Genomic DNA, 19,124 nt, shown 5'->3' with positions numbered 1-19,124 from the left:
TCACACCCGGGCTGGGCATCCCTGCGAGCCCGCCTTGCGCTTCCGCGCCATGGCGGGCGCCTTGCCGGCGTGGTACCCGATAGACAACGCGGCGCGCAGGACGCCGCGACATCGGGAGGCGCGGGCGTGGACTATCTGGCATCGCTGTTTTCCGTCGCGGGCAAGACCGCGCTGGTCACCGGTGGCGCGACCGGGATCGGCCGCATGTGCGCCGAAGCCTTGGTGCAGGCCGGCGCCCGGGTGCTGATCGCCTCGCGCAAGGGCGAGGCCTGCGAACGGGTCGCCGCGGAGCTGAACGCGCTCGGCGCGCCGGGCTCCTGCGAGGGCTTCGCGGGAGATGTCGGGACGGAGGAGGGCGTGCTGGCGCTCGCCGCTGAAGTCAAGCGCCGCGCCGGAGGCCGCCTCGACATCCTGGTGAACAATGCCGGCAAGACCTGGGGCGAGCCGCTCGAGCGCTTCCCGTGGAAGGCCTGGGAAGGCGTGTTCTCAGTCAATGTCGCGGGGCTGTTCACGCTCACGCGCGAACTGCTGCCGGAGCTCACGGCCGCCGCTTCGCCCGATGACCCGGCCCGGGTGGTCAATCTGGGGTCGGTCATGGGCTCGGCCCCCATGGGCGAGGGACCCTATTCGTATTCGGCCTCCAAGGCCGCCGTGCATCACCTCACCCGCATCCTGGCCCGGGAGCTCGCGGGGCGGCAGATCACGGTGAACGCCTTCGCGCCTGGCCCTTTCCTGAGCCGCATGATGGCCTTCGCCACCGCGGAGGAAGAGGTGCGGGCCAAGACCGCGGCCACGGTTCCGATGGGGCGGATCGGGCGGCCGAGCGACGTCGCCGGGGCGCTGCTGTTCCTGTGCGGGCGCGGGGGCGCCTACACGACTGGAGCCATCCTGCCGATCGACGGCGGCATCGCCTGCGACGTTGGCCACAAGCTGTTCGAGGTGGAGTGAATGTCGGACCATCCCTTGCCGGTCGAGGGGCCGCGGACCGCCCTGTCCCTGACGGCCTATCGCGAACGCGTGGGCCAGGAACTTGGCGTCTCGGCCTGGGTCGACGTCACCCAGGACATGATGGATCGCTTCGCCGAGCTCACGCATGACAAGCAGTTCATCCACATCGATCCGGAGCGCGCGGCGAAGACGCCCTTCGGGAGCACGGTGGCGCATGGGTTCCTGACCCTCTCCTTGCTGAGCGTGATGGCCTACGACGCCGTGCCCTCGCTGGAGGGGTCGTCCATGGGAGTGAACTACGGGTTCGACCGGCTCCGCTTCGTCACTCCCGTGAGGCCGGGGTCGCGGGTGCGCGGCCGCTTCATGCTGCGTGAGCTGGCGGAGCGGTCCGCAACCGAGCTGATGATCCGGGTCGCGGCCACCGTGGAGATCGAAGGGCAGGACAGGCCCGCGATCGTGGCGGATTGGCTGACCTTGCGCGTGCTGGACTGAGCCGAGGAGGGGGCGATGAGCATCAGGTTCGACGGACGGGTCGCCATCGTGACCGGCGCAGGCGCCGGCCTCGGCCGCAGCCATGCGCTGGGCCTGGCCGAGCGGGGCGCCAAGGTGGTCGTGGTGGACAGAGGCGGCGCCGTGGACGGCTCGGGCGGGTCCGCATATGCGGCGGAGCGGGTCGTGGAGGAGATCCGGGACGCCGGGGGCGAGGCATTCGCGAGCGCGCTGGACGTCACCGACTTCGCGGCCGTGACCGCGATGGCCCAGGACGTGCTGGCCCGGTGGGGGCGGATCGACATCCTGGTCAACAACGCGGGCATCCTGCGCGACCGCACCTTCGCCAAGATGGAGATGGAGGACTTCCGCAAGGTGCTGGACGTCCACCTGATGGGCTCCGTCCACTGCACCAAGGCCGTGTGGGAGACAATGCGCCGGCAGAACTACGGGCGAATCGTGTTCACGTCCTCGTCCTCGGGCCTCTATGGTAATTTCGGGCAGTCGAACTATGGGGCGGCCAAGGCCGCTCTCGTGGGGCTGATGAACGTGCTGCACCTGGAGGGGCGCAAGCACGACATCCGGGTCAACACGCTCGCCCCGACGGCGGCGACCCGCATGACGGAGCAGCTGATGTCGCCCCAGGCGCTGCAACTGCTGCGGCCCGAGAGCATCACGCCCGGCGTGCTCTACCTGGTCTCGGAGGTGGCCCCCTCGCGCACCATCCTGTGCGCCGGCGCGGGCGTGTTCGCCCAGACGGTGATCACCGAGACGGAAGGCGTCTACCTTGACGAGGCTGAGCGCACGCCCGAAGGCGTGGCGGCCCATTTCGCGGCCATCTCGGACACGAGCAACGAGAGCGAGCTGACCGAGGCCTTCCACCAGACGGACAAGTTCGTCAGGATGGCGGCCCAGCACAAAGGCATCGACCTCAAGGCGAGCCGATAAGGGGAGGGCGCCCATGCGCGAAGCGGTGATCGTCTCGACAGCGCGCACGCCGATCGGAAAAGCCTATCGGGGCGCGTTCAACGACACGCAGGCGCAAGCGCTCGGCGGCCACGCGGTCGCCGCGGCGGTGAGTCGCGCCGGGGTCGATCCAGCCGAGATCGACGACGTGATCCTGGGCGCGGCGCTGCAGCAGGGCTCGACGGGCGTGAACATCGCCCGGCAGGCGGCGTTGCGGGCGGGGCTACCCGCGACGGTGGCCGGCATGAGCGTCGACCGGCAATGCGCGTCCGGGCTGATGGCCATCGCCATCGCGGCCAAGCAGATCATTGTGGACGGGATGACGGTCACGGTCGGTGGCGGACTCGAGTCGATCTCGCTCTGCCAGAACGAGCACATGAACGGCTTTCGCGCCCGGGATCCCTGGCTCGAGGAGCGCGCGCCCGCCCTTTACATGAGCATGCTGGAGACCGCCGAGGTGGTGGCCGAACGCTACGGCGTGAGCCGGGAGGCGCAGGACGCCTATGCGGCGCAATCCCAGGCGCGCACGGCGGCGGCCCAGGCGGCCGGACGGTTCGACGCCGAGATCGCGCCCATGCCAAGCCGCATGGCCGTGCAAGACAAGGCGACGGGCCTGGCGTCCGCGGTCGAGACGCGGCTCGCCAAGGACGAGGGCAACCGCCCGGGCACGACCGTGGAGCAGCTCGCCGCCCTGAAGCCGGTGTTCAAGGACGGGCAGCGGATCCGGGAAGGGAGGTTCATCACGGCGGGCAACGCCTCGCAGTTGTCGGACGGCGCCTCGGCCAGCGTCCTCATGGAGGCGAAGGAGGCGCAGCGGCGCGGCCTGCAGCCGCTCGGGATCTACCGGGGTATCGCGGTCGCCGGATGCGATCCGGACGAGATGGGGATCGGGCCCGTGTTCGCCGTGCCGAAGCTCCTCAAGCAGCACGGGCTCACGGTGGATGACATCGGTTTGTGGGAGCTCAACGAAGCCTTCGCGGTGCAGGTGCTTTATTGCCGCGACCGGCTCGGCATTCCGGATGAGCGCCTCAACGTGAACGGCGGGGCCATCTCCATCGGTCATCCCTACGGGATGTCGGGCGCGCGCATGGTCGGGCACGCGCTGATCGAGGGCAAGCGCCGGGGCGTGCGCCACGTCGTGGTCACCATGTGCGTGGGCGGCGGCATGGGCGCGGCCGGGTTGTTCGAAGTCGCATAACAAACACAAGGGGGAGGACACGCCATGTCGCTCGGAGAGCCGATCGTCGGCGCCATGAACCTCGGCGTGACCGAGAAGCTGCGGCCCATCCTGGACAAGGTGCGGGCCATGGTGCGCGACGAGATCATCCCGCTCGAGCGCGAGTTCGAGGAGGAGGTCGGCAAGGCCGGCGACCGCTTCGCGCACACCCGGCGGCAGCTCGAGATCCTGGACGGGCTCAAGGCCAAGGCGCGCGAGCGCGGGTTGTGGAACTTCTGGCTCACGGATTCGGAGAAGGGCTACGGCCTGTCCACGGTGGAGTACGCCTACCTGGCCGAGGAGATGGGCAAGTCCTTCATCGGGGCGGAGGTGTTCAACTGCTCCGCGCCGGACACGGGCAACATGGAGGTGTTCGAGCGCTACGGCTCGCCGGCGCAGAAGAAGCAGTGGCTTGAGCCATTGCTCGATGGGAAGATCCGTTCGGCCTACCTGATGACGGAGCCTGGCGTGGCCTCGTCCGACGCCACCAACATCGCCCTGGAGGCCCGGCTCGACGGCGACGAATGGGTGCTCAACGGCGAGAAGTGGTGGGCTTCGGGCGCTGGCGACCCGCGCTGCAAGATCTACATCGTCATGTGCCTCACGGATCCGGAGGCGGACCGGCATCACCGCCATTCCATGATCCTCGTGCCTGCTGGAACGCCGGGCGTCACTGTGCTGCGGGCCATGCAGGTCTATGGCGAGGACGACGCCCCGCACGGTCACATGCACATCCGCTTCGAGAACGTGCGGGCGCCGAAGGACAACCTCGTGCATGGCCGCGGGCGCGGCTTCGAGGTGGCGCAGGGGCGGCTCGGACCGGGGCGCATTCATCATTGCATGCGGGCGATCGGGCAGGCGGAGCGGGCCCTGGAGGCGCTGTGCCGGCGGGCCAACACCCGCACGGCTTTCGGCAAGAAGCTCGTCGACCTTGGCGCCAACTACGACATCATCGCCGAGAGCCGCATGGAGATCGAGATGGCGCGCCTGCTGTGCCTGAAGGCGGCCTACATGATGGACACGGCGGGCACGCGCGCGGCGGCGCCCTGGATCTCCCAGATCAAGGTGGTGGCGCCGCGCATCGCGCTCAAGATCACGGACGAGGCCGTGCAGATGCACGGCGCGGCGGGGATCAGCCAGGATTTCCCGCTCGCGCGCATGTGGACGCACCTGCGCACGCTGCGCCTCGCGGACGGGCCCGACGCCGTGCACCGGCGCGTGGTCGCGAAGGCGGAGCTCAAGCGCTACACCAACGCGGGCGAGTGACATGAGCGGGACCGTCGCGGCCCTCGACGAGGCGGCGCTGGCGCGCTGGATGGAGGCGCATGTCCCCGGCTTCCGGGGGCCACTGAGCGCCGAGAAGTTCCCGGGCGGGCAGTCCAACCCGACATTCCGCATCACTGCCGGCTCGGGCGCCTACGTGCTGCGCCGAAAGCCGCCCGGCCAATTGCTCAAGTCCGCCCATGCGGTGGACCGCGAATTCCGAGTGATCAGCGCCCTCGCGCAGACGGACGTGCCCGTGCCCAAGGCGCTCGCGCTGTGCACGGACGAGTCCGTGCTCGGGACGCTGTTCTACGTCATGGAGGAGGTGCGAGGGCGGGTGTTCTGGGACCCGGCGATGCCTGACTCGCAACCGGACGAGCGCGCGGCCGTCTACGACGCCATGAACGCGGCGCTCGCGGCGCTGCACTCCGTGGATGTCCAGGCCATCGGCCTCGCTGATTTCGGCAAGTCCGGGGACTACTTCGCCCGCCAGGTGGCGCGATGGTCCGAGCAGTACCGCGCCTCCGAGACCCAGCCCATCCCCGCCATGGACCGGCTGATCGCCTGGCTGGGGGAGAACCGGCCCCCGGACGACGGCCGCATGTCGCTCGTGCATGGCGACTACCGCATCGACAACATGATCTTTGCGCCCCACTCGGCGAAGTTGCTCGCCATCATCGACTGGGAGCTGTCGACGCTGGGCCATCCCTTTTCGGACCTGGCCTACCAGTGCATGCAGTGGCGGCTGCCGCACGAGGGCGATTTCCGCGGCCTTGCGGGCGTGGACCGCTCGGCCCTCGGGATCCCGACCGAGGAAGCCTATGTGGCGGCCTATTGCCGGCGCATGGGTCTCGACGGCATCCCGACCTGGACGTTCTGTCTCGCCTTCAGCTTCTTCCGCCTCGCCGCCATCCTGCAGGGCGTGCTGAAGCGCGTGCTCGACGGCAACGCTTCGAACCCCGAGCACGGGTTGAAGATGGGGCGCGCCGTCCCGTTGCTGGCCCAGATGGCGTGCGACCTCGTGGAGGCGCGGGGATGATCATTCTCCTTCCGTCATTGCGAGCGGAGCGAAGCTATCAAGGCGATGGCGCCCGCCGCGATGGATTGCTTCGTCGCTGCGCTCCTCGCATGGACGGGGAGACATCGGCCGCTCTGATTTCTCAGGGCGAGGCGCCATGAATCGGTTTGCGGGAAAATCCGTCCTGATTACGGGCGCTGCGGGCGGGTTCGGCCGGCGGGCGGCTGAGCGGTTCGCGGACGAGGGGGCGCGGCTCGTGCTGTCCGACCTCTCGGCCGACCGCCTGGAGCAGCTCGCCGCCGGCTTGCGCCGCGGGGGCGCGGAGGTGGCGGTCGAGCCGGGGGACGTCTGCCAGGAATCCACCGCGCAGCGGTTGGTCGAGGCCGCCTTATCCGCCTATGGGCGGCTGGACGTCGCGGTGAACAACGCCGGGATGATGCACCCCTTCCGCAAGCTGCCCGAGGTCGATTCAGGCCTCGCCGAGAAGGTCCTGGCGGTGAACCTTACGGGCGTGTTCTACGCGCTCAAGCACCAGCTGCCCGCCATGGAGCGGCAGGGCGGAGGTGTGATCCTGAACATGGCCTCGGTGGCGGGGCTGGTCGGCGCGCCTCTCCTGTCGGTCTACGCCGCCGCGAAGCACGGCGTGGTCGGGCTCACAAAAACGGCGGCGGCCGAGTACGCCCGCAGGAACATCCGGGTGAACGCGCTGTGTCCCTCCTTCGCGGACACCGCGATGGTGCACGACGAACTCGCCCAGATGCGCGGCGGCCCCGACGAGGCGCTGGCGCGCGTGCTGGGCGCCATCCCCATGCGGCGGCTCGCCAGCGTGGACGAGGTGGTGGGGGCGATGCTGACGCTCTGCGGGCCGGAAAGCGCCTTCGTGACCGGCGTGGCTCTGCCCGTGGACGGCGGGTTGTCGGCGGTGTGACAGGGGCCCATTCCCCTGGATCATCTCCCGCGCCTTCGGTGCGCCCGGCATCACGGCGCCTGATCATTCGGCTGCGGAGCTCGCGTTTGCGGCTTTCTCGCCGGGCCCGGGCGGCCAGCCCTCGCGATGGCGGGCGCGGTCCTTGTCCGCGTCTTCCGTCTGGTCATGCAGCAGGATGGTCTGCGTCGGGAAGGGCAGGTCGATCTTCGCCTCGGTCAGGGCGTTGCGCAGGGCCTCGACGACCCGCGCCATGGTGTGGACCACGTCGGTGCGGATGGACTTCGTCCACCAGCGGATGCGGAGGTTGACCGAGGAGGCGCCGAGCTCCCAGGCCAGCGCTTCGGGCGGCGGCTCGGCCTCGACGCCTTTCACGCCCTTGATGGTGGACAGGATCACCTCGCGGGCCTTCTCCAAGTCGTCGCCATAGCCGATCCCGATCTCGATCTGGCTGCGGCGCTTGGGGAAGGCGGTGTTGACGATGACCGAGGTGGCGTAGACATCGTTGTTTGGGATCACCACGCGGCGGCCGTCATAGGTCTTGATGAGCGTGGCGCGGGCCTCGATGTGCTCCACCGTGCCCTCGTATTTGCCGACAATGATTTGGTCGCCGCGGCGGAACGGCTGGCGCCACAGAATCAGCAGGCCGGCCATCCAGTTCTGCAGGATGTCCTTGAAGGCGAAGCCGATCGCGATGGAGCCGACGCCCAGGGTCGACAGCAGGTCGGCCGGCTTGATGGACGGGAACACGATCGCGGAGATCACGAGCACGCCGAGCAGGACCACGCCCCAGCGGGCGAACTCCGCCAACAGCTCGCCCAGGTTGTCGCGGCCGCGCCGCTTGAACACGCGTCGGACAACGGCGCGCACGCCCCAGGCGACGAGCCAGAAGACGACCGCGACCCCGAGGGCCAGGGCGAAATTGGGCAGGAGCCAGAAGAAGCCCTTGATGAGCTCCTCGATCTTGGCGGTGGACAGGTGGGACTCGGCGGGCACGGGGCATCCTGGGCTGTTGAAGCCTTTCAATGCGCCGCTCGGCCGATTGTTCGTGAGGGCTAGGCGGCCGGCCTGCCATGGGCGGCGAAGCTCCCGCCGTTTTCCGCCAGTTCGACCAGGAGCGGCGCAGGCTCCCAGCCGGCCCCGTAAGCCTGGTGCAAGTCCCGCACATCAGCCAGGACCGCCGGGAGGCCGATGGCGTCCGCCTCGAACATGGGGCCGCCGCGCCAGGCGGGGAAGCCGTAGCCGTGCAGCAGGACCATGTCGATGTCGAGCGCGCGCGCGACGATTCCCTCCCGCAGGATCTTCGCGCCTTCGTTGACCATGGCGGCGCGCACCCGGCGGACCAGCCGGTCGGCGTCGAAGGGCTCGCGCTTGCGCCTGAGTTCCGTGGAAACGTTCTCCACGAGATCCGAGACCTCGGGATCGACCTGCCGCTTGCCGTTCTCGTAGCGGTAGTAGCCCATGCCGGTCTTCTGGCCGAAGCGGCCCTGGGCGCAGAGGCGGTCGGCGACGGTCCCGCCGTAGCGGCCGCGGGGGTCTCGGGTCGCAGCGAGGCGCTTGCGCCGCGCCCAGCCGATATCGAGGCCGGCGAGGTCGGCCACTGCAAAGGGCCCCATCGCCATGCCATAGCTCTCCAGCGCGGCGTCGACCTCCTGGGGAAGAGCGCCGTCCTCAAGGGCGAAGTCGGTCACCTGACGCCAGGCGGCCAGGATGCGGTTGCCCACGAAGCCATCGCAGACCCCGCAGGTCACCGGCAGCTTGCCGAGGCGCTTCGCCAGGGCCACGCCAGTCGCTACGGCCTCCTTGGCGCTGGCCGCGCCTTCGACGACCTCGACCAGCCGCATGATGTTGGCGGGCGAGAAGAAATGGAGGCCGATCACGTCGGCCGGACGGCCGGACGCCTCGGCGATCTCGTTGACGTCGAGGTAGGAGGTGTTGGTGGCCAGCACGGCCCCATGCCGAGCGGTTGTTCCAAGCCGCGCGAAGATGTCCTTCTTCACGGCCATGTCCTCGAAGGCGGCCTCGATCACGAGGTCCATCCCGGCGAGGTCGCCGAAGTCCTCCGTCACGGTCAGACGCGACAGGCGCTCGTCCTTGCCGGACTCGTCGAGGCGGCCCGATTTCATCGCCCGCGCGTAGAGGCCGGCGATGCGGTCCCAACCGGCGCCCACCGCCTGCGTGCTGGTCTCGACCACCGTGACGCGGAGGCCCGCGTCCAGCAGCGCCACTGCGATGCCGGCCCCCATGGTGCCCGCGCCGATCACGCCGACCGTATCGACGCGCCGGGGCTCCACCCCGTGGAGGTGCGGCACGCGCTGGACCTCACGCTCGGCGAAGAAGGCGTAGCGCAGCGCCCTGGCCTGGTCCGAGCCGACCAGCTCAGCGAAGATGGCGCGCTCGGCCTTGAGGCCTTCCTCGAAGCTCAGGCGTGTCGCGAGGCGCACCGCCTCGACCACCTTCACGGGAGAGAGCTGGCCCCGCGCCCTGGCCAGGACGGACGAAGCGGCTTTCTCAAACTCGTCCTGGTCATAGGGCGGAATGATCAGCTGGCTCGTCCGGCGCGGCGGCTTCTCCGTGAGCTCCCGCGCCAGGGCGATCGCGTCGGCGCGGAGATCCGGGCCGGAGATGGCGTCCAGCAGGCCCTTGGCCTTCGCTTCGATGGCCTTCACGGGCTTGCCGGAGGCCATCATCTCCAGGGCCGCCACGGGGCCGGCGAGACGCGGCGCGCGCTGGGTGCCGCCGGCGCCGGGCACGATGCCGAGCTTCACCTCAGGCAATCCGACGGACGCCTTCGGGTCGGCGATGCGGGCATGGCAGGCGAGCGCGACCTCGAAGCCGCCGCCCAGCGCCGTGCCATGGATGGCGGCCACAACGGGCTTGGTTGAGCCTTCCATGGCGGCCAGAACCTCGTTCAATCCCGGGGCGAGCGGCGGCTTGCCGAACTCGCGGATGTCAGCGCCGGCGATGAAGGTCCGGCCCTCGCAGGCGATCACCAGGGCATGGACGGAGGGGTCCGCGACCGCGGCGGAAACCTGGGCCAGCAAGCCGGTGCGCACGGCCTGAGACAGGGCGTTCACGGGCGGGTTGTCGACCAGAATCAGTGCGACGTCGCCCTCGCGACGGGTCGTGACGGGGCTTGGTTCGCTCATGCGGTCCTCGGTCGTTGTCTGTCCCTGGGCGCGGACGCTTCTGCCTTGCGAGCGGCGGCGTCCTGGCGCGCATCCTAGAAGGGGCGGGCCGTCCAGCGTAAGCCCCGCCAGCATTCTGACGTTGCGCAACCTCAGGCAGCGAGAACTGGCGCAAGCTGCCGGCGCTGAAAGGAGTGGCCGCCTGCGGCCGCGGGCAGGCCACGACATCCGAATGGACATCGAGGTTGCGCCATGGACTTCCGATCCCTCATGCCGTTTTCCGGCTCATCCCTCTCTCGCGCCGGGAATGGCGATCCCTTCATGAGCCTGCGTCGTGAAATGGATCGCATGTTCGACGACTTCACCCGCGGCTGGCCGGCGCCGTCCGGCATGGAGCAGGGCGGCTTCCTGACCCCCAAGGTGAATGTGGCCGAGACCGAAAAGGGCCTCGAGGTCACGGCCGACCTGCCGGGCGTCGATCCCAAGGACATCCAGGTCGACCTGACCGACGGGGTGTTGACGCTGAAGGCGGAGCACAAGAGCGAGAAGGAAGAAAAGGACGAGGCCAAGAGATATCACCTCGTCGAGCGTTCGAGCGGCTCCTACATGCGGCGGTTCTCGCTGCCATTCGAGGCGGACGAGGACAAGATCGACGCGAGCTTCGAGAAGGGCGTGCTGAAGATCAGCATTCCCCGTTCGGCGAGCGCCGAAAAGCCGGCCAAGAAGATCGAGGTGCGCAGCGCGTAGGCGCTTCGGGCCGCGGGCTCACGACCGCGCGGGCCGGCTCTCCGGAGCCGGCCCGCTTGCGTTCGGCGCGTCTTGTGGGAATGTCCGACGCCAAGCATCTTTCGCCCGGGCGCGGCTTGAAAGCCGGGGCGGGATGCATTATTGACCTCCCCCGAAAGGGCGCGTGGGCCGCAGACCACGTGGAACACGGCGTGCCCGCGAGACCCAACCCGATTCTGGTCGTTCCGCGCGACCGTCTGAAGCGAGACTGGACCGATGAAGATCCGCAACTCTCTCAAGTCGCTGCGCGAGCGCCACCGCGACAACCAGATCGTGCGCCGCAAGGGCCGCGTCTACATCATCAACAAGACCCAGAAGCGCTACAAGGCGCGTCAGGGCTGAGGCCCGGCGGCCTGGCTCTCCCGAGCCGGCCTTCAATCGCGGTTTGGAACAGGGCGCAGCCTCTGCGCCCTGTTTTCGTTCGTCTGCATCCTGCGACGGCGAAGCCTTTGACACGCGCCGGCCGCGCCCTATGCTCTGGGCATGTGCGCGTTCCGGATCGCCCTCTGCGTCGGGTTGGGCCTCGCCGTCCTTGGCGGGCCGGTTCTTGCGGCGCAACAGCCGCCCGCGCACGCCAGGGAAGGCAAGGCGCCGCCGCCCCGGGCCGCGACGCTGGACGACCTCTACGAGCGGCTCGCCAGGACAAAGGACGAGAGCGAGGCCAAGGGCATCGTCGCCAGCATCCAGCGCCGCTGGATGCGCTCTGGCAGCGATACGGCCGACCTCCTCTTCAGTCGCGCCATGGACGTTGCCGAGCAGGATCCCGCGCTCTCCATCGAGCTTCTGGATCGCGTGATCGCCCTCGAGCCCAAGTGGGCCGAGGCGTGGAACAAGCGTGCGACCGTGTTCTACATGATGGGCGACGTCACGCGCTCCATGGCGGACCTGCGCGAAACGCTGGCCCTGGAGCCACGGCATTTCGGGGCGCTCTCCGGCCTCGGAATCATCCTGCAGGCGAACGGGGACCGGAAGAAGGCCTACGACGTGTTCAAGCGGGCGCTGGCCGTGAACCCGTTCCTGGCGGATGTGAAACGCCAGGTCGAGCACCTGGAGCCCGAGGTGGGCGAGACCGACCTGTGACCCTGCGTCACTTTGCGGTCGCGCCGGACTGAACCTCCGCGCCGCTCGCGCGTAAGCGGTTCAAAGCAGGAGACCTTCCCCGCATGAACCGCGCCGCCTTCGCGTTGACCCTCACGGCCGGCGTCGCCCTGACGTCGGCCATTGGCTCCATCGCGCTCACCAGCGTGCTGGACCGGCGCTACCCGCCGCGGGGCCGCTTCGTTCCCGTGACCGGCGGGCGCGTCCACCTGATCGACCGCGCGCCGGAAGGGCGGGCCCCCGCCGGGACGGTGCTGCTGCTGCATGGCGCTTCGGCGAACTCCGGCGACATGATGATGGCCCTGGGCGACCGGCTCGCGGATCGCTATCGCGTCATCGCGGTGGACCGCCCTGGCCACGGCTGGACCGATCGGCCTGGCAAGCGAGCCGACTCGTCTCCGGCCCGGCAGGCCGCGGTCATCCGGGAGGCCTTGTCGGGCCTCGGGATCCATCGCGCCGTCGTCGTGGGGCACTCATGGTCCGGCGCGCTCGCCACCGCCCTGGCCCTCGATCACAAGGACCTCGTCAGCGGGCTCGTTCTGCTGGCAGGGGCCACCCATCCGTGGAGGGGCGGCGTGGCCTGGTACAACACGGCGGCGTCGGATGACCGTTTCGCGCCGATCTTCACGCATACAGTGGCCACGCCCGCCACGGCGCTGGCTCTCGACGCCGGCATCAGGGCGGTGTTCGCGCCCAACGACCCGCCCCGTGGCTACGCCGAGCGCACGGCGGTGCGCCTCCTGCTGCGTCCGGCCGAGTTCCAGGCCAACGCCGAGGATCTCACGGACCTGAACGCCTTCCTCAAACGGCAGAGCCAACGGTACGGCGAGATCACGGTCCCGACCAGCATCCTGCACGGGGAGGCGGACAAGATCGTCTCGCCGGTGCTGCATTCGGTGGCGATCAACCGGCAGATCGCCGGGTCCAGGCTGATCCTGCTGCCCGGCGTCGGCCACATGCCGCACCATGCGGAGACCGACCTCGTCCTGGGCGAGATCGACAGGGTTTCCGCCGAGGCGCGACGCCTCGCTCAGGCCGCGGAATAGCGGTCAGCGCGACATGCGTGTCAGGGGGACTTGGGAGGCGTCGACGGCGAACCCCGGCTGGGGTCCGTGAGCTGCACCGTCCAGTTCTTCTGCTCGCCTGTGTCGATCTCGAAAAAGCCGACGCGGTCGAAGCCGCGGGCCAGGCAGTCCTCCACGCCGCGGACCGTGAACTCCTTGTCGCGGGTGCACATGAAGGTCTTGCCGCCCCATTCGCCGCCGCGGTCATAGTCCTGGGCGTAGATGTAGTAGAAGCGCGCCGCTAGCCCGCCTTTGAGCATGGTCTCGCACTCGTTCGGCTTCAGGTTCCACCAGCCTTCGGACAGCCAGCCCTGGGCGTCGCGATAGCCCAGCGCCACGCCGACTCGGCTCTGGGTGAGGTTGCACAGGCGCAGGTCCGCCCGGGCGGGCGCCGCGCAGGCCATGCTGGAGACGAACGCGGCGGCGAGCAGCGCGGGCAGGCGGAACGACATCGGCGATTGGGCAATCCATAGGAGGTGAGTCGCCCGCGATTTGGCGAGCCGGCGCCCCTGCTGTCAACCAACCAGGATGACGCGCAGGTCGTTGACGTTGGTTCGGGTGGGGCCGGGCTTCAGCAGGTCGCCGAGCTTCTCGAAGAAGCCGGTCGAATCGTTGTTCGCCAGGAACGCTGCGGGCTCCAGGCCGGCTTCCCGGGCGCGGGCGAGGGTGGTCGCGTCCACGACCGCGCCGGCCGGGTCGTCCGCCTTGCCGGCGCCGCCATCGGTGCCATCCGTGTCGCCCGCCAAGGCGGCGATCCCAGGCTCGCCGTCGAGCGCCAGGGCCAGCGCGAGGGCGTATTCCTGATTGGGGCCGCCGCGGCCATCGCCCTTGATGGTGACGGTGAGTTCGCCGCCCGACAACAGCGCAACGCGGCGTCCCTCCGCCTTGAGGCGGCGCGCCATAGCGGCGTGCTCGGCCGCAACCTCGCGCGCCTCGCCCTCCAGGTCCGCGCCGAGCGGAATCGGGTCATAGCCCGCCGCCCGGGCGGCCTCGGCGGCCGCTTCCAGCGACTTCGCCGGCGTGGCCACGATGTGGAACTCCGCACGCTCGAAAGCCGGATCCCCGGCCTTGGGCGTCTCGTTGGCGTCGTCGTCCAGCAGCGCCCGGGCGGCCTGGGGCAGTTCGAGCTTGTACTTCGCCACTACGGCTCGGGCGTCCGCCATGGTGGTGGGGTCAGGGACGGTCGGGCCGGACGCGATGGTGGACGGGTCGTCGCCGGGCACGTCGGAAATGGCGAGCGTCACCAGCCGAGCGGGCGCGGCGAGGCGGGCGAGGCGGCCGCCCTTCATCAGGGACAGGCGCTTCCGCAGCGTGTTGATCTCGCCGATGTTGGCGCCCGAGCGCAGCAGGGCGCGGGTGAGGCCCTGCTTCTCGGCCAACGTCAACGCGCCCGCCGGAGCGATCCAATTGGCGGACCCGCCGCCGGAGATCAGGGCCAGCACGACGTCGTTCGGCCCCGCCTCCTGGGCGAGCGCCAGGGTGCGGCGGGCCGCCGCCAGGCCGGCTTCGTCCGGGAGAGGATGGCCAGCCTCCACCACTTCGACCGCGTGGGTCGGCTCGGCGTAGCCGATGCGGGTGACGGCCAGGCCGGTGAGGCGGGAGTCGTCCAGGCCGCGCTCGTCCATGTAGAAGCGCTCCGCGGCCGCCGTCATGCTGGCGGCCGCCTTGCCGGCGGCGAGGATGATCACGCGGCCGTTGGCGGGCGGCTCTGGCAGATAGCTCGGCAGGCAGTCGCTCGGGTGGGCGGCGCGCACAGCGGCGTCAAAGATGGCGCGCAGCGTGGCGCGGGTCTCGGCGGCGTCGCCCATGGAGTTTCCTTCCCGTGTTCTTGTCGTGCTTATGGCTTGGCCGCCTCCCGCGGCCGGGCGATCCAGATCCCGAGCAGGATCAGGGCGCCGCCCAGAGATTGCGCCACCGTGAGCGCTTCGCCTAGCGCGATCCACGCCACGATGGCGGCCGCAATCGCTTCCAGGAAGATCACCAGGGAGGAGAACACCGCCGGCAGGCGGCCGAGCGCGACGGAGAGCAAGCCCTGGCCGCCCGCATGGCTGAGCCAGGACATGCCCAGGAGCGCCAAGGCGCCGGCCGCTGTCCTGGGCCACAGGGCGTCCCCCGCGAGCAGCGCGACGCCGAGCAGGATGAGGGCGGTGACGCAGGACAGCGCGAAGGTCACTCGCGCCGCGCCCGCATGGGCGCGGGCCGCCTGCACGGCGATGAAATACAGGCCGAAGAAGACCGCAGTGGCGAGGCCGAACAGGTCGCCGCGCAGCTTGGCTGGGTCCACCTGCAGGGAATGCCCGATCAGCGCCACGCCGCCCAGGAGGCACAGCGCGACCCCGGCCAGGATCTCGCGGCGGATGCGCTGCTTCAGCACGGCCCAGGAGAACAGCACCACCCAGATCGGCGCGGTGGTGGCGAAGAAGGTGGCGTTGGCGATGGTCGTCTGCAGGATCGACACATGCCAGAACAGGAGGTCCCCGGCGAACAGGAGGCCTGACACGACCGCAGGGCGCGTGAAGGTAGGTTTCGCGCCGGCTCCGGCCGCGCGCTCCTCCAGCCGCGCCCAGGCGTAGAGCACGGGCAAAGCCAAGGCGACCCGCCAGAACGCGGAGGCGAAAGGCCCGACGCCGGCGTCCTGCGCCAGGCGCACGAAGACGGGCGAGATCCCCATGGCGAGGGCGCCGCCGACGAGGGCGGAGAGAGCGCCGGCGCGCCCGGAAGCGGCGTCGGGGGCCGTCGCGGCCGGGCGTGCGATGTCGGGCGAGGTCATGGAGGCGCATGCGTCATGGCGGGAATGCGCCACAGTCCTATGGCAGTTCGCCCGGCCCGTCACTATGGTTGCGCCGTTCCTGGGAAGCCCGCATGACCGCCCCGCCCATTGCGCTCATCGAACAGCCCGTCGTCATTCCCGGCGATCCCGCCTGCGGCGTGGTTCTTCTCTGCGACCACGCCTCCAACCACATTCCGGAAGAATACGGCTCGCTCGGCCTGCCGCCCGCCGAACTGGAGCGGCACATCGCCTACGACATCGGCATTGCGGGCGTGACGCGCCGGATGGCGGAGATCCTGGGCTGTCCCGCAGTGCTCAGCCACTTCTCGCGGCTGCTGATCGATCCGAACCGGGGAGAGGACGACCCCACCCTGGTGATGCGCCTGTCCGACGGGGCCGTGGTTCCGGGCAACGCCAGGGCCGATCGGGCGGAGGTGGAACGCCGGCTGGCGCGCTTCTACCGCCCCTACGACAACGCCGTCGGGCGGGTCATCGAGGAGGCGCTGGCGTCCGGCAATCCGCCGGCGGTCGTGTCGATGCACTCGTTCACGCCGGCCTGGAAGGGCGTGCCGCGGCCGTGGCATGTCACGGTGCTGTGGGACGCCGACCCGCGGCTGGCCTTGCCCCTGATCGAGGCGCTCGCGGCGGACAAGGCCCTCCTGGTCGGCGACAATGAGCCCTATGACGGCGCGCTCGCGGGGGACACGGTCAACCGCCACGCCACCGCGCGCGGGCTCGCCAACGCGCTCCTGGAGGTCCGGCAGGACCTGATCGGCGGGGAAGAGGGGCAGGCCGAATGGGCGGAGCGGATCGCGGCCGCGCTGCTCCCGATCCTGGCGGAGCCCGAGACGCACCGCGTCGCCATGCATCCCACGCGCACGGCGAGCCGCCATCGCGCGGCGTTCGCGCCGGAGCCGAGCCCCAGCATCTGACGGGGCGCGGCGAGGTTTTGCCCGCGTTCCACAGGGGGCTTCGCCGCGGCCTTGACCGGGGCGGCCCCATGGCCGAAACCCTCGCGCGAATTTCTCAAGCCGATTCTGACGAGGCGGGCTCTCCATGGACAATTCGATCGCGGCCGACCAGCTGAAGGCCATCATCGAGCGCATCGAGCGCCTCGAGGAAGAAAAGAAGGCCCTCAGCGAGGACATCAAGGACGTCTATGGCGAAGCCAAGGGCAACGGCTTCGACACCAAGATCATCCGCAAGATCGTCGCGCTGCGGAAAAAGGACCATGCGGAGCGCAAGGAGGAAGAGGCCATCATGGAGCTCTACCTCGAAGCGCTCGGCATGGCCTGAGGGGCGCAGCCCTCAACGGGCGCAGACCCGCCGCCCGGCGCGATAATAGCAACGAACGGGCGGACGCGTGGCGACCGCGGCGCCGCGAGGACCCGCGCATCCGGCGCGATACACGCCTTTCGCGCAGACGACAGCCTCGGCCGGCGTCGGGGTGGCGAACAAAACCGCCGCGAAGGCGGCGAGCGCGAGGCCTCCGGCGAGCATCAGGCTTTGCATGACAAGGCTCCTCCTCGGCTGGCCTCGTTTTGGAAGCCCGCGGTTGCGGCCTGTGAGCCAGCCGCCTTCAGCTTGGCCCAGCCCGGAGCCCGCGCCCTGACAGGGCGCAAGTTCGGCGGTTCCGAGTTACGCGGGGTCCGAAGCGCCGCGTTCAGTGCGCAGGAGAAAACCGGGCGAGCGGCACCGCCTTGACGGCCGGGCCGCTGAAGCGGTCGGCGCTGAGTTCACCGGGCCCCCGCTCGAAGCGCATGGCCACCGTCGTGACCGGCTTCGCGGCGGCGCCGGGGATCTCCTTGGGAGCGATTTTCGCCTTGGCGGTGCTGACGGAGGCGGGACGCGGCGCGGCCGGATGCTTGCCGCCCAGGCTGCTGGACGCGAAGAGGGCCTGAAGGCCGTCGCGGTCCAGCGCCGCCGTGTTTTCCGGCTCGTCCGCCGGCGCTTCGGCGCGCGACGGCTCGGGCGACCGCGCCGACGCCGCCCCGTGGGCGTGGGCCTCGGCGGCCGCGCGGGTCGTGTTTGGCATCCCGACCGGGAGGGTCGCGGGGAGCATGGGCTCAAGCGACGCCAGGGCGACCGGCCGGGCCGGCGGCAGCGGGACGTTGGCGTAGACGGGGGCCGTAGCCGGCCCGAGATCGGCAGGGCGGGCGAGGGGCAGCGGCAGGTTCACGATGCGCGGCTCCACCGCGCTCGGCGCGCCGGTCGGTCCCGCCTGCCACACCATCTGGGGCTGGCCCGGCGCGGACGCGGCTGGGGCCTCAAGGGCGGCCAAAGCGACGGGGCGGCTCGCCGGAAGCGGAACGTCGGCGGAGCGAGGCGCTGGCGGCGCAACGGGGGCCGGCGCGGGCGGCGGCTCGATGACGGCGGCGCCGGCCGGCCCCATGGGGCCCAGCGAGGCGACCTGCACCGGCGCGGGCGCGGGCGGAGCGTCCGGCTGGCGGCGACCGAAGAGGGGCGCGGGACGGGCGGGCTCGCGGTCGGTGCGGCCAAAATTCACCGCGACATAGCGATCATCCTCAGCCGTGGCCGGGGCGTAGGCGGCGACCTGCGTGGAGGGGCGGGACGGGCCACGTCCGCGGCCCCGGACGGGCTGGGCGGTCTCCTCGTCTTCGTCCTCGCCTCCAAGGCCGAACAGGGCGGCGAAGAAGCTCTTGCCCTTGCGGGCGGTCACGACGCGCGTGGAGCCCTCCTCGCCGTCGGCATTGCCCGCATAGGCGAACACCGTGCCGCCGTTGGCGACCACCTCGGCGGCGGCCTCCTCGTAGCCGGGCATGGGCTTGCCGTCGATCGGGATGTGGACCGTCTTGCCGTCGGGGAACAGGCGGGCGAGCTGGTCCCGGCTCATGCGCGGCCAATGGCGCACGCTGCCCGCGTCCAGGTGAACGAAGGGGTTGTAGGCGTTGGGGTAGTAACCCACGCCGCCACGCTGAAGGCGAAGACCGACCTCGCGCACCTTCGCCATGGAGGCGTCGGGCAGGTAGAAGTCCATCGCCTTGCCCAGCATGTGCTGGGAGTGCTTGGCCACCGCGCGGGAGCGCCGTCGCAGCATCGCGTTGGTCTCGGGCGCGCGGTAGGCCGAAACGACGTGGATGGGCTCCTGGGAGCCGACTTCGCGGTACACCTCCCAGACGATGTCGAACAGCCGGGGGTCCATGCTGGTCGGCTCGTCGAAGCGCCAGTCGCGCAGCAGCCAATTCAGCTTCTCCAGGCCGTCACGGTCGAAGACGCCGTTGCGCTTGAAGGTGATGACCGCCGTTTCCTTGGAATGCGTGTGGTAGATGTTGAGCGAACGCGTGTCGCCGTTCGCCTCGGCGTTTCCGACCGCGCCGGTCTCTCCCACCACGATGGACAGGGCGGCGATAGCCGGCATGGCCGGCTTCAGCCAACGCGACGCGAACGCCGCGGCTCGAGACGCAAACCGGAACCGCACGATTCAACTCATCG

The 19,124-nt window shown here is 70.2% G+C and carries 20 protein-coding genes; 13 read left to right on the top strand and 7 right to left on the bottom strand.

Annotation, left to right across the window (positions count from 1 at the left end):
• The first annotated feature begins 126 nt into the window (after positions 1–126).
• From SLNSH_RS01275 to SLNSH_RS01245, 7 genes are all read left to right on the top strand, one after another.
• Positions 127–948 (top strand): SDR family oxidoreductase, encoded by an 822-nt coding sequence (locus SLNSH_RS01275; protein ID WP_106334822.1) that lies wholly within the window; start codon positions 127–129, stop codon positions 946–948.
• Positions 949–1,440 (top strand): MaoC family dehydratase, encoded by a 492-nt coding sequence (locus SLNSH_RS01270; protein ID WP_106334821.1) that lies wholly within the window; start codon positions 949–951, stop codon positions 1,438–1,440.
• A 15-nt stretch (positions 1,441–1,455) separates the two neighbouring features.
• Entirely contained in the window at positions 1,456–2,385 is a 930-nt protein-coding gene (locus tag SLNSH_RS01265) for an SDR family NAD(P)-dependent oxidoreductase (protein ID WP_106334820.1), read from the top strand.
• Positions 2,386–2,398: 13 nt separating this feature from the next.
• Positions 2,399–3,601, top strand: a complete 1,203-nt coding sequence (locus tag SLNSH_RS01260) for an acetyl-CoA C-acyltransferase (RefSeq protein WP_106334819.1) — start codon at positions 2,399–2,401, stop codon at positions 3,599–3,601.
• Positions 3,602–3,655: 54 nt separating this feature from the next.
• Positions 3,656–4,885 (top strand): acyl-CoA dehydrogenase family protein, encoded by a 1,230-nt coding sequence (locus SLNSH_RS01255; protein ID WP_106334904.1) that lies wholly within the window; start codon positions 3,656–3,658, stop codon positions 4,883–4,885.
• Between the two features lies 1 nt (position 4,886).
• Entirely contained in the window at positions 4,887–5,921 is a 1,035-nt protein-coding gene (locus tag SLNSH_RS01250) for a phosphotransferase (RefSeq protein ID WP_106334818.1), read from the top strand.
• 136 nt (positions 5,922–6,057) lie between these two features.
• A complete protein-coding gene (locus tag SLNSH_RS01245; protein WP_106334817.1) occupies positions 6,058–6,828 on the top strand; it encodes an SDR family NAD(P)-dependent oxidoreductase in 771 nt (256 codons plus the stop codon).
• A gap of 63 nt (positions 6,829–6,891) precedes the next feature.
• Here SLNSH_RS01245 and SLNSH_RS01240 read toward each other — a convergent pair whose 3' ends face one another.
• Complete coding sequence (locus tag SLNSH_RS01240) at positions 6,892–7,821, bottom strand: mechanosensitive ion channel family protein (RefSeq protein WP_106334816.1); 930 nt, start codon at positions 7,819–7,821, stop codon at positions 6,892–6,894.
• Between the two features lie 59 nt (positions 7,822–7,880).
• The gene (locus SLNSH_RS01235) at positions 7,881–9,974 is read right to left on the bottom strand and encodes a 3-hydroxyacyl-CoA dehydrogenase NAD-binding domain-containing protein (RefSeq protein ID WP_106334815.1); all 2,094 of its coding nucleotides are present in this window, start codon (positions 9,972–9,974) and stop codon (positions 7,881–7,883) included.
• Positions 9,975–10,274: 300 nt separating this feature from the next.
• Here SLNSH_RS01235 and SLNSH_RS01230 point away from each other — a divergent pair, with 300 nt between their 5' ends.
• From SLNSH_RS01230 to SLNSH_RS01215, 4 genes are all read left to right on the top strand, one after another.
• Positions 10,275–10,700: an Hsp20/alpha crystallin family protein gene (locus tag SLNSH_RS01230; protein ID WP_210202464.1), complete on the top strand. Its 426-nt coding sequence runs from the start codon at positions 10,275–10,277 to the stop codon at positions 10,698–10,700.
• Between the two features lie 255 nt (positions 10,701–10,955).
• On the top strand, positions 10,956–11,081 hold the full coding sequence (ykgO, locus tag SLNSH_RS01225; protein ID WP_106334813.1) for a type B 50S ribosomal protein L36: 126 nt from the start codon (positions 10,956–10,958) through the stop codon (positions 11,079–11,081).
• 141 nt (positions 11,082–11,222) lie between these two features.
• Positions 11,223–11,819, top strand: a complete 597-nt coding sequence (locus SLNSH_RS01220; RefSeq protein WP_106334812.1) for a tetratricopeptide repeat protein — start codon at positions 11,223–11,225, stop codon at positions 11,817–11,819.
• An 83-nt stretch (positions 11,820–11,902) separates the two neighbouring features.
• Positions 11,903–12,883, top strand: coding sequence for an alpha/beta fold hydrolase (locus tag SLNSH_RS01215; RefSeq protein WP_106334811.1), 981 nt, complete (start codon positions 11,903–11,905; stop codon positions 12,881–12,883).
• A 20-nt stretch (positions 12,884–12,903) separates the two neighbouring features.
• Here the strand turns inward: SLNSH_RS01215 and SLNSH_RS01210 are convergent, their stop codons facing one another.
• The 3 genes from SLNSH_RS01210 to SLNSH_RS01200 all read right to left on the bottom strand — a co-directional run bounded on the left by SLNSH_RS01210 (position 12,904) and on the right by SLNSH_RS01200 (position 15,671).
• Positions 12,904–13,353: a DUF1036 domain-containing protein gene (locus SLNSH_RS01210; RefSeq protein ID WP_106334810.1), complete on the bottom strand. Its 450-nt coding sequence runs from the start codon at positions 13,351–13,353 to the stop codon at positions 12,904–12,906.
• Between the two features lie 63 nt (positions 13,354–13,416).
• On the bottom strand, positions 13,417–14,709 hold the full coding sequence (locus SLNSH_RS01205; protein WP_106334809.1) for a glycerate kinase type-2 family protein: 1,293 nt from the start codon (positions 14,707–14,709) through the stop codon (positions 13,417–13,419).
• Between the two features lie 29 nt (positions 14,710–14,738).
• On the bottom strand, positions 14,739–15,671 hold the full coding sequence (locus SLNSH_RS01200; protein ID WP_106334808.1) for a DMT family transporter: 933 nt from the start codon (positions 15,669–15,671) through the stop codon (positions 14,739–14,741).
• A 92-nt stretch (positions 15,672–15,763) separates the two neighbouring features.
• On the opposite strand from SLNSH_RS01200, the gene SLNSH_RS01195 reads away from it, so the two are divergent.
• Positions 15,764–16,603, top strand: a complete 840-nt coding sequence (locus SLNSH_RS01195; protein ID WP_106334807.1) for an N-formylglutamate amidohydrolase — start codon at positions 15,764–15,766, stop codon at positions 16,601–16,603.
• Between the two features lie 124 nt (positions 16,604–16,727).
• Positions 16,728–16,967, top strand: a complete 240-nt coding sequence (locus SLNSH_RS01190) for a DUF2312 domain-containing protein (protein ID WP_106334806.1) — start codon at positions 16,728–16,730, stop codon at positions 16,965–16,967.
• 12 nt (positions 16,968–16,979) lie between these two features.
• Here the strand turns inward: SLNSH_RS01190 and SLNSH_RS01185 are convergent, their stop codons facing one another.
• The gene (locus SLNSH_RS01185) at positions 16,980–17,183 is read right to left on the bottom strand and encodes a hypothetical protein (RefSeq protein WP_106334805.1); all 204 of its coding nucleotides are present in this window, start codon (positions 17,181–17,183) and stop codon (positions 16,980–16,982) included.
• A 151-nt stretch (positions 17,184–17,334) separates the two neighbouring features.
• Complete coding sequence (locus SLNSH_RS01180) at positions 17,335–19,050, bottom strand: peptidoglycan L,D-endopeptidase MepK (RefSeq protein WP_106334804.1); 1,716 nt, start codon at positions 19,048–19,050, stop codon at positions 17,335–17,337.
• Positions 19,051–19,124: the final 74 nt, after the last annotated feature.

It is taken from the genome of Alsobacter soli, from assembly GCF_003004785.1.
In the GTDB taxonomy this organism is placed as follows: Bacteria; Pseudomonadota; Alphaproteobacteria; order Rhizobiales; family Beijerinckiaceae; genus Alsobacter; species Alsobacter soli.
Note: the sequence above shows the minus strand (reverse complement) of the source record. Positions and strands in the feature narration are given on the sequence as shown.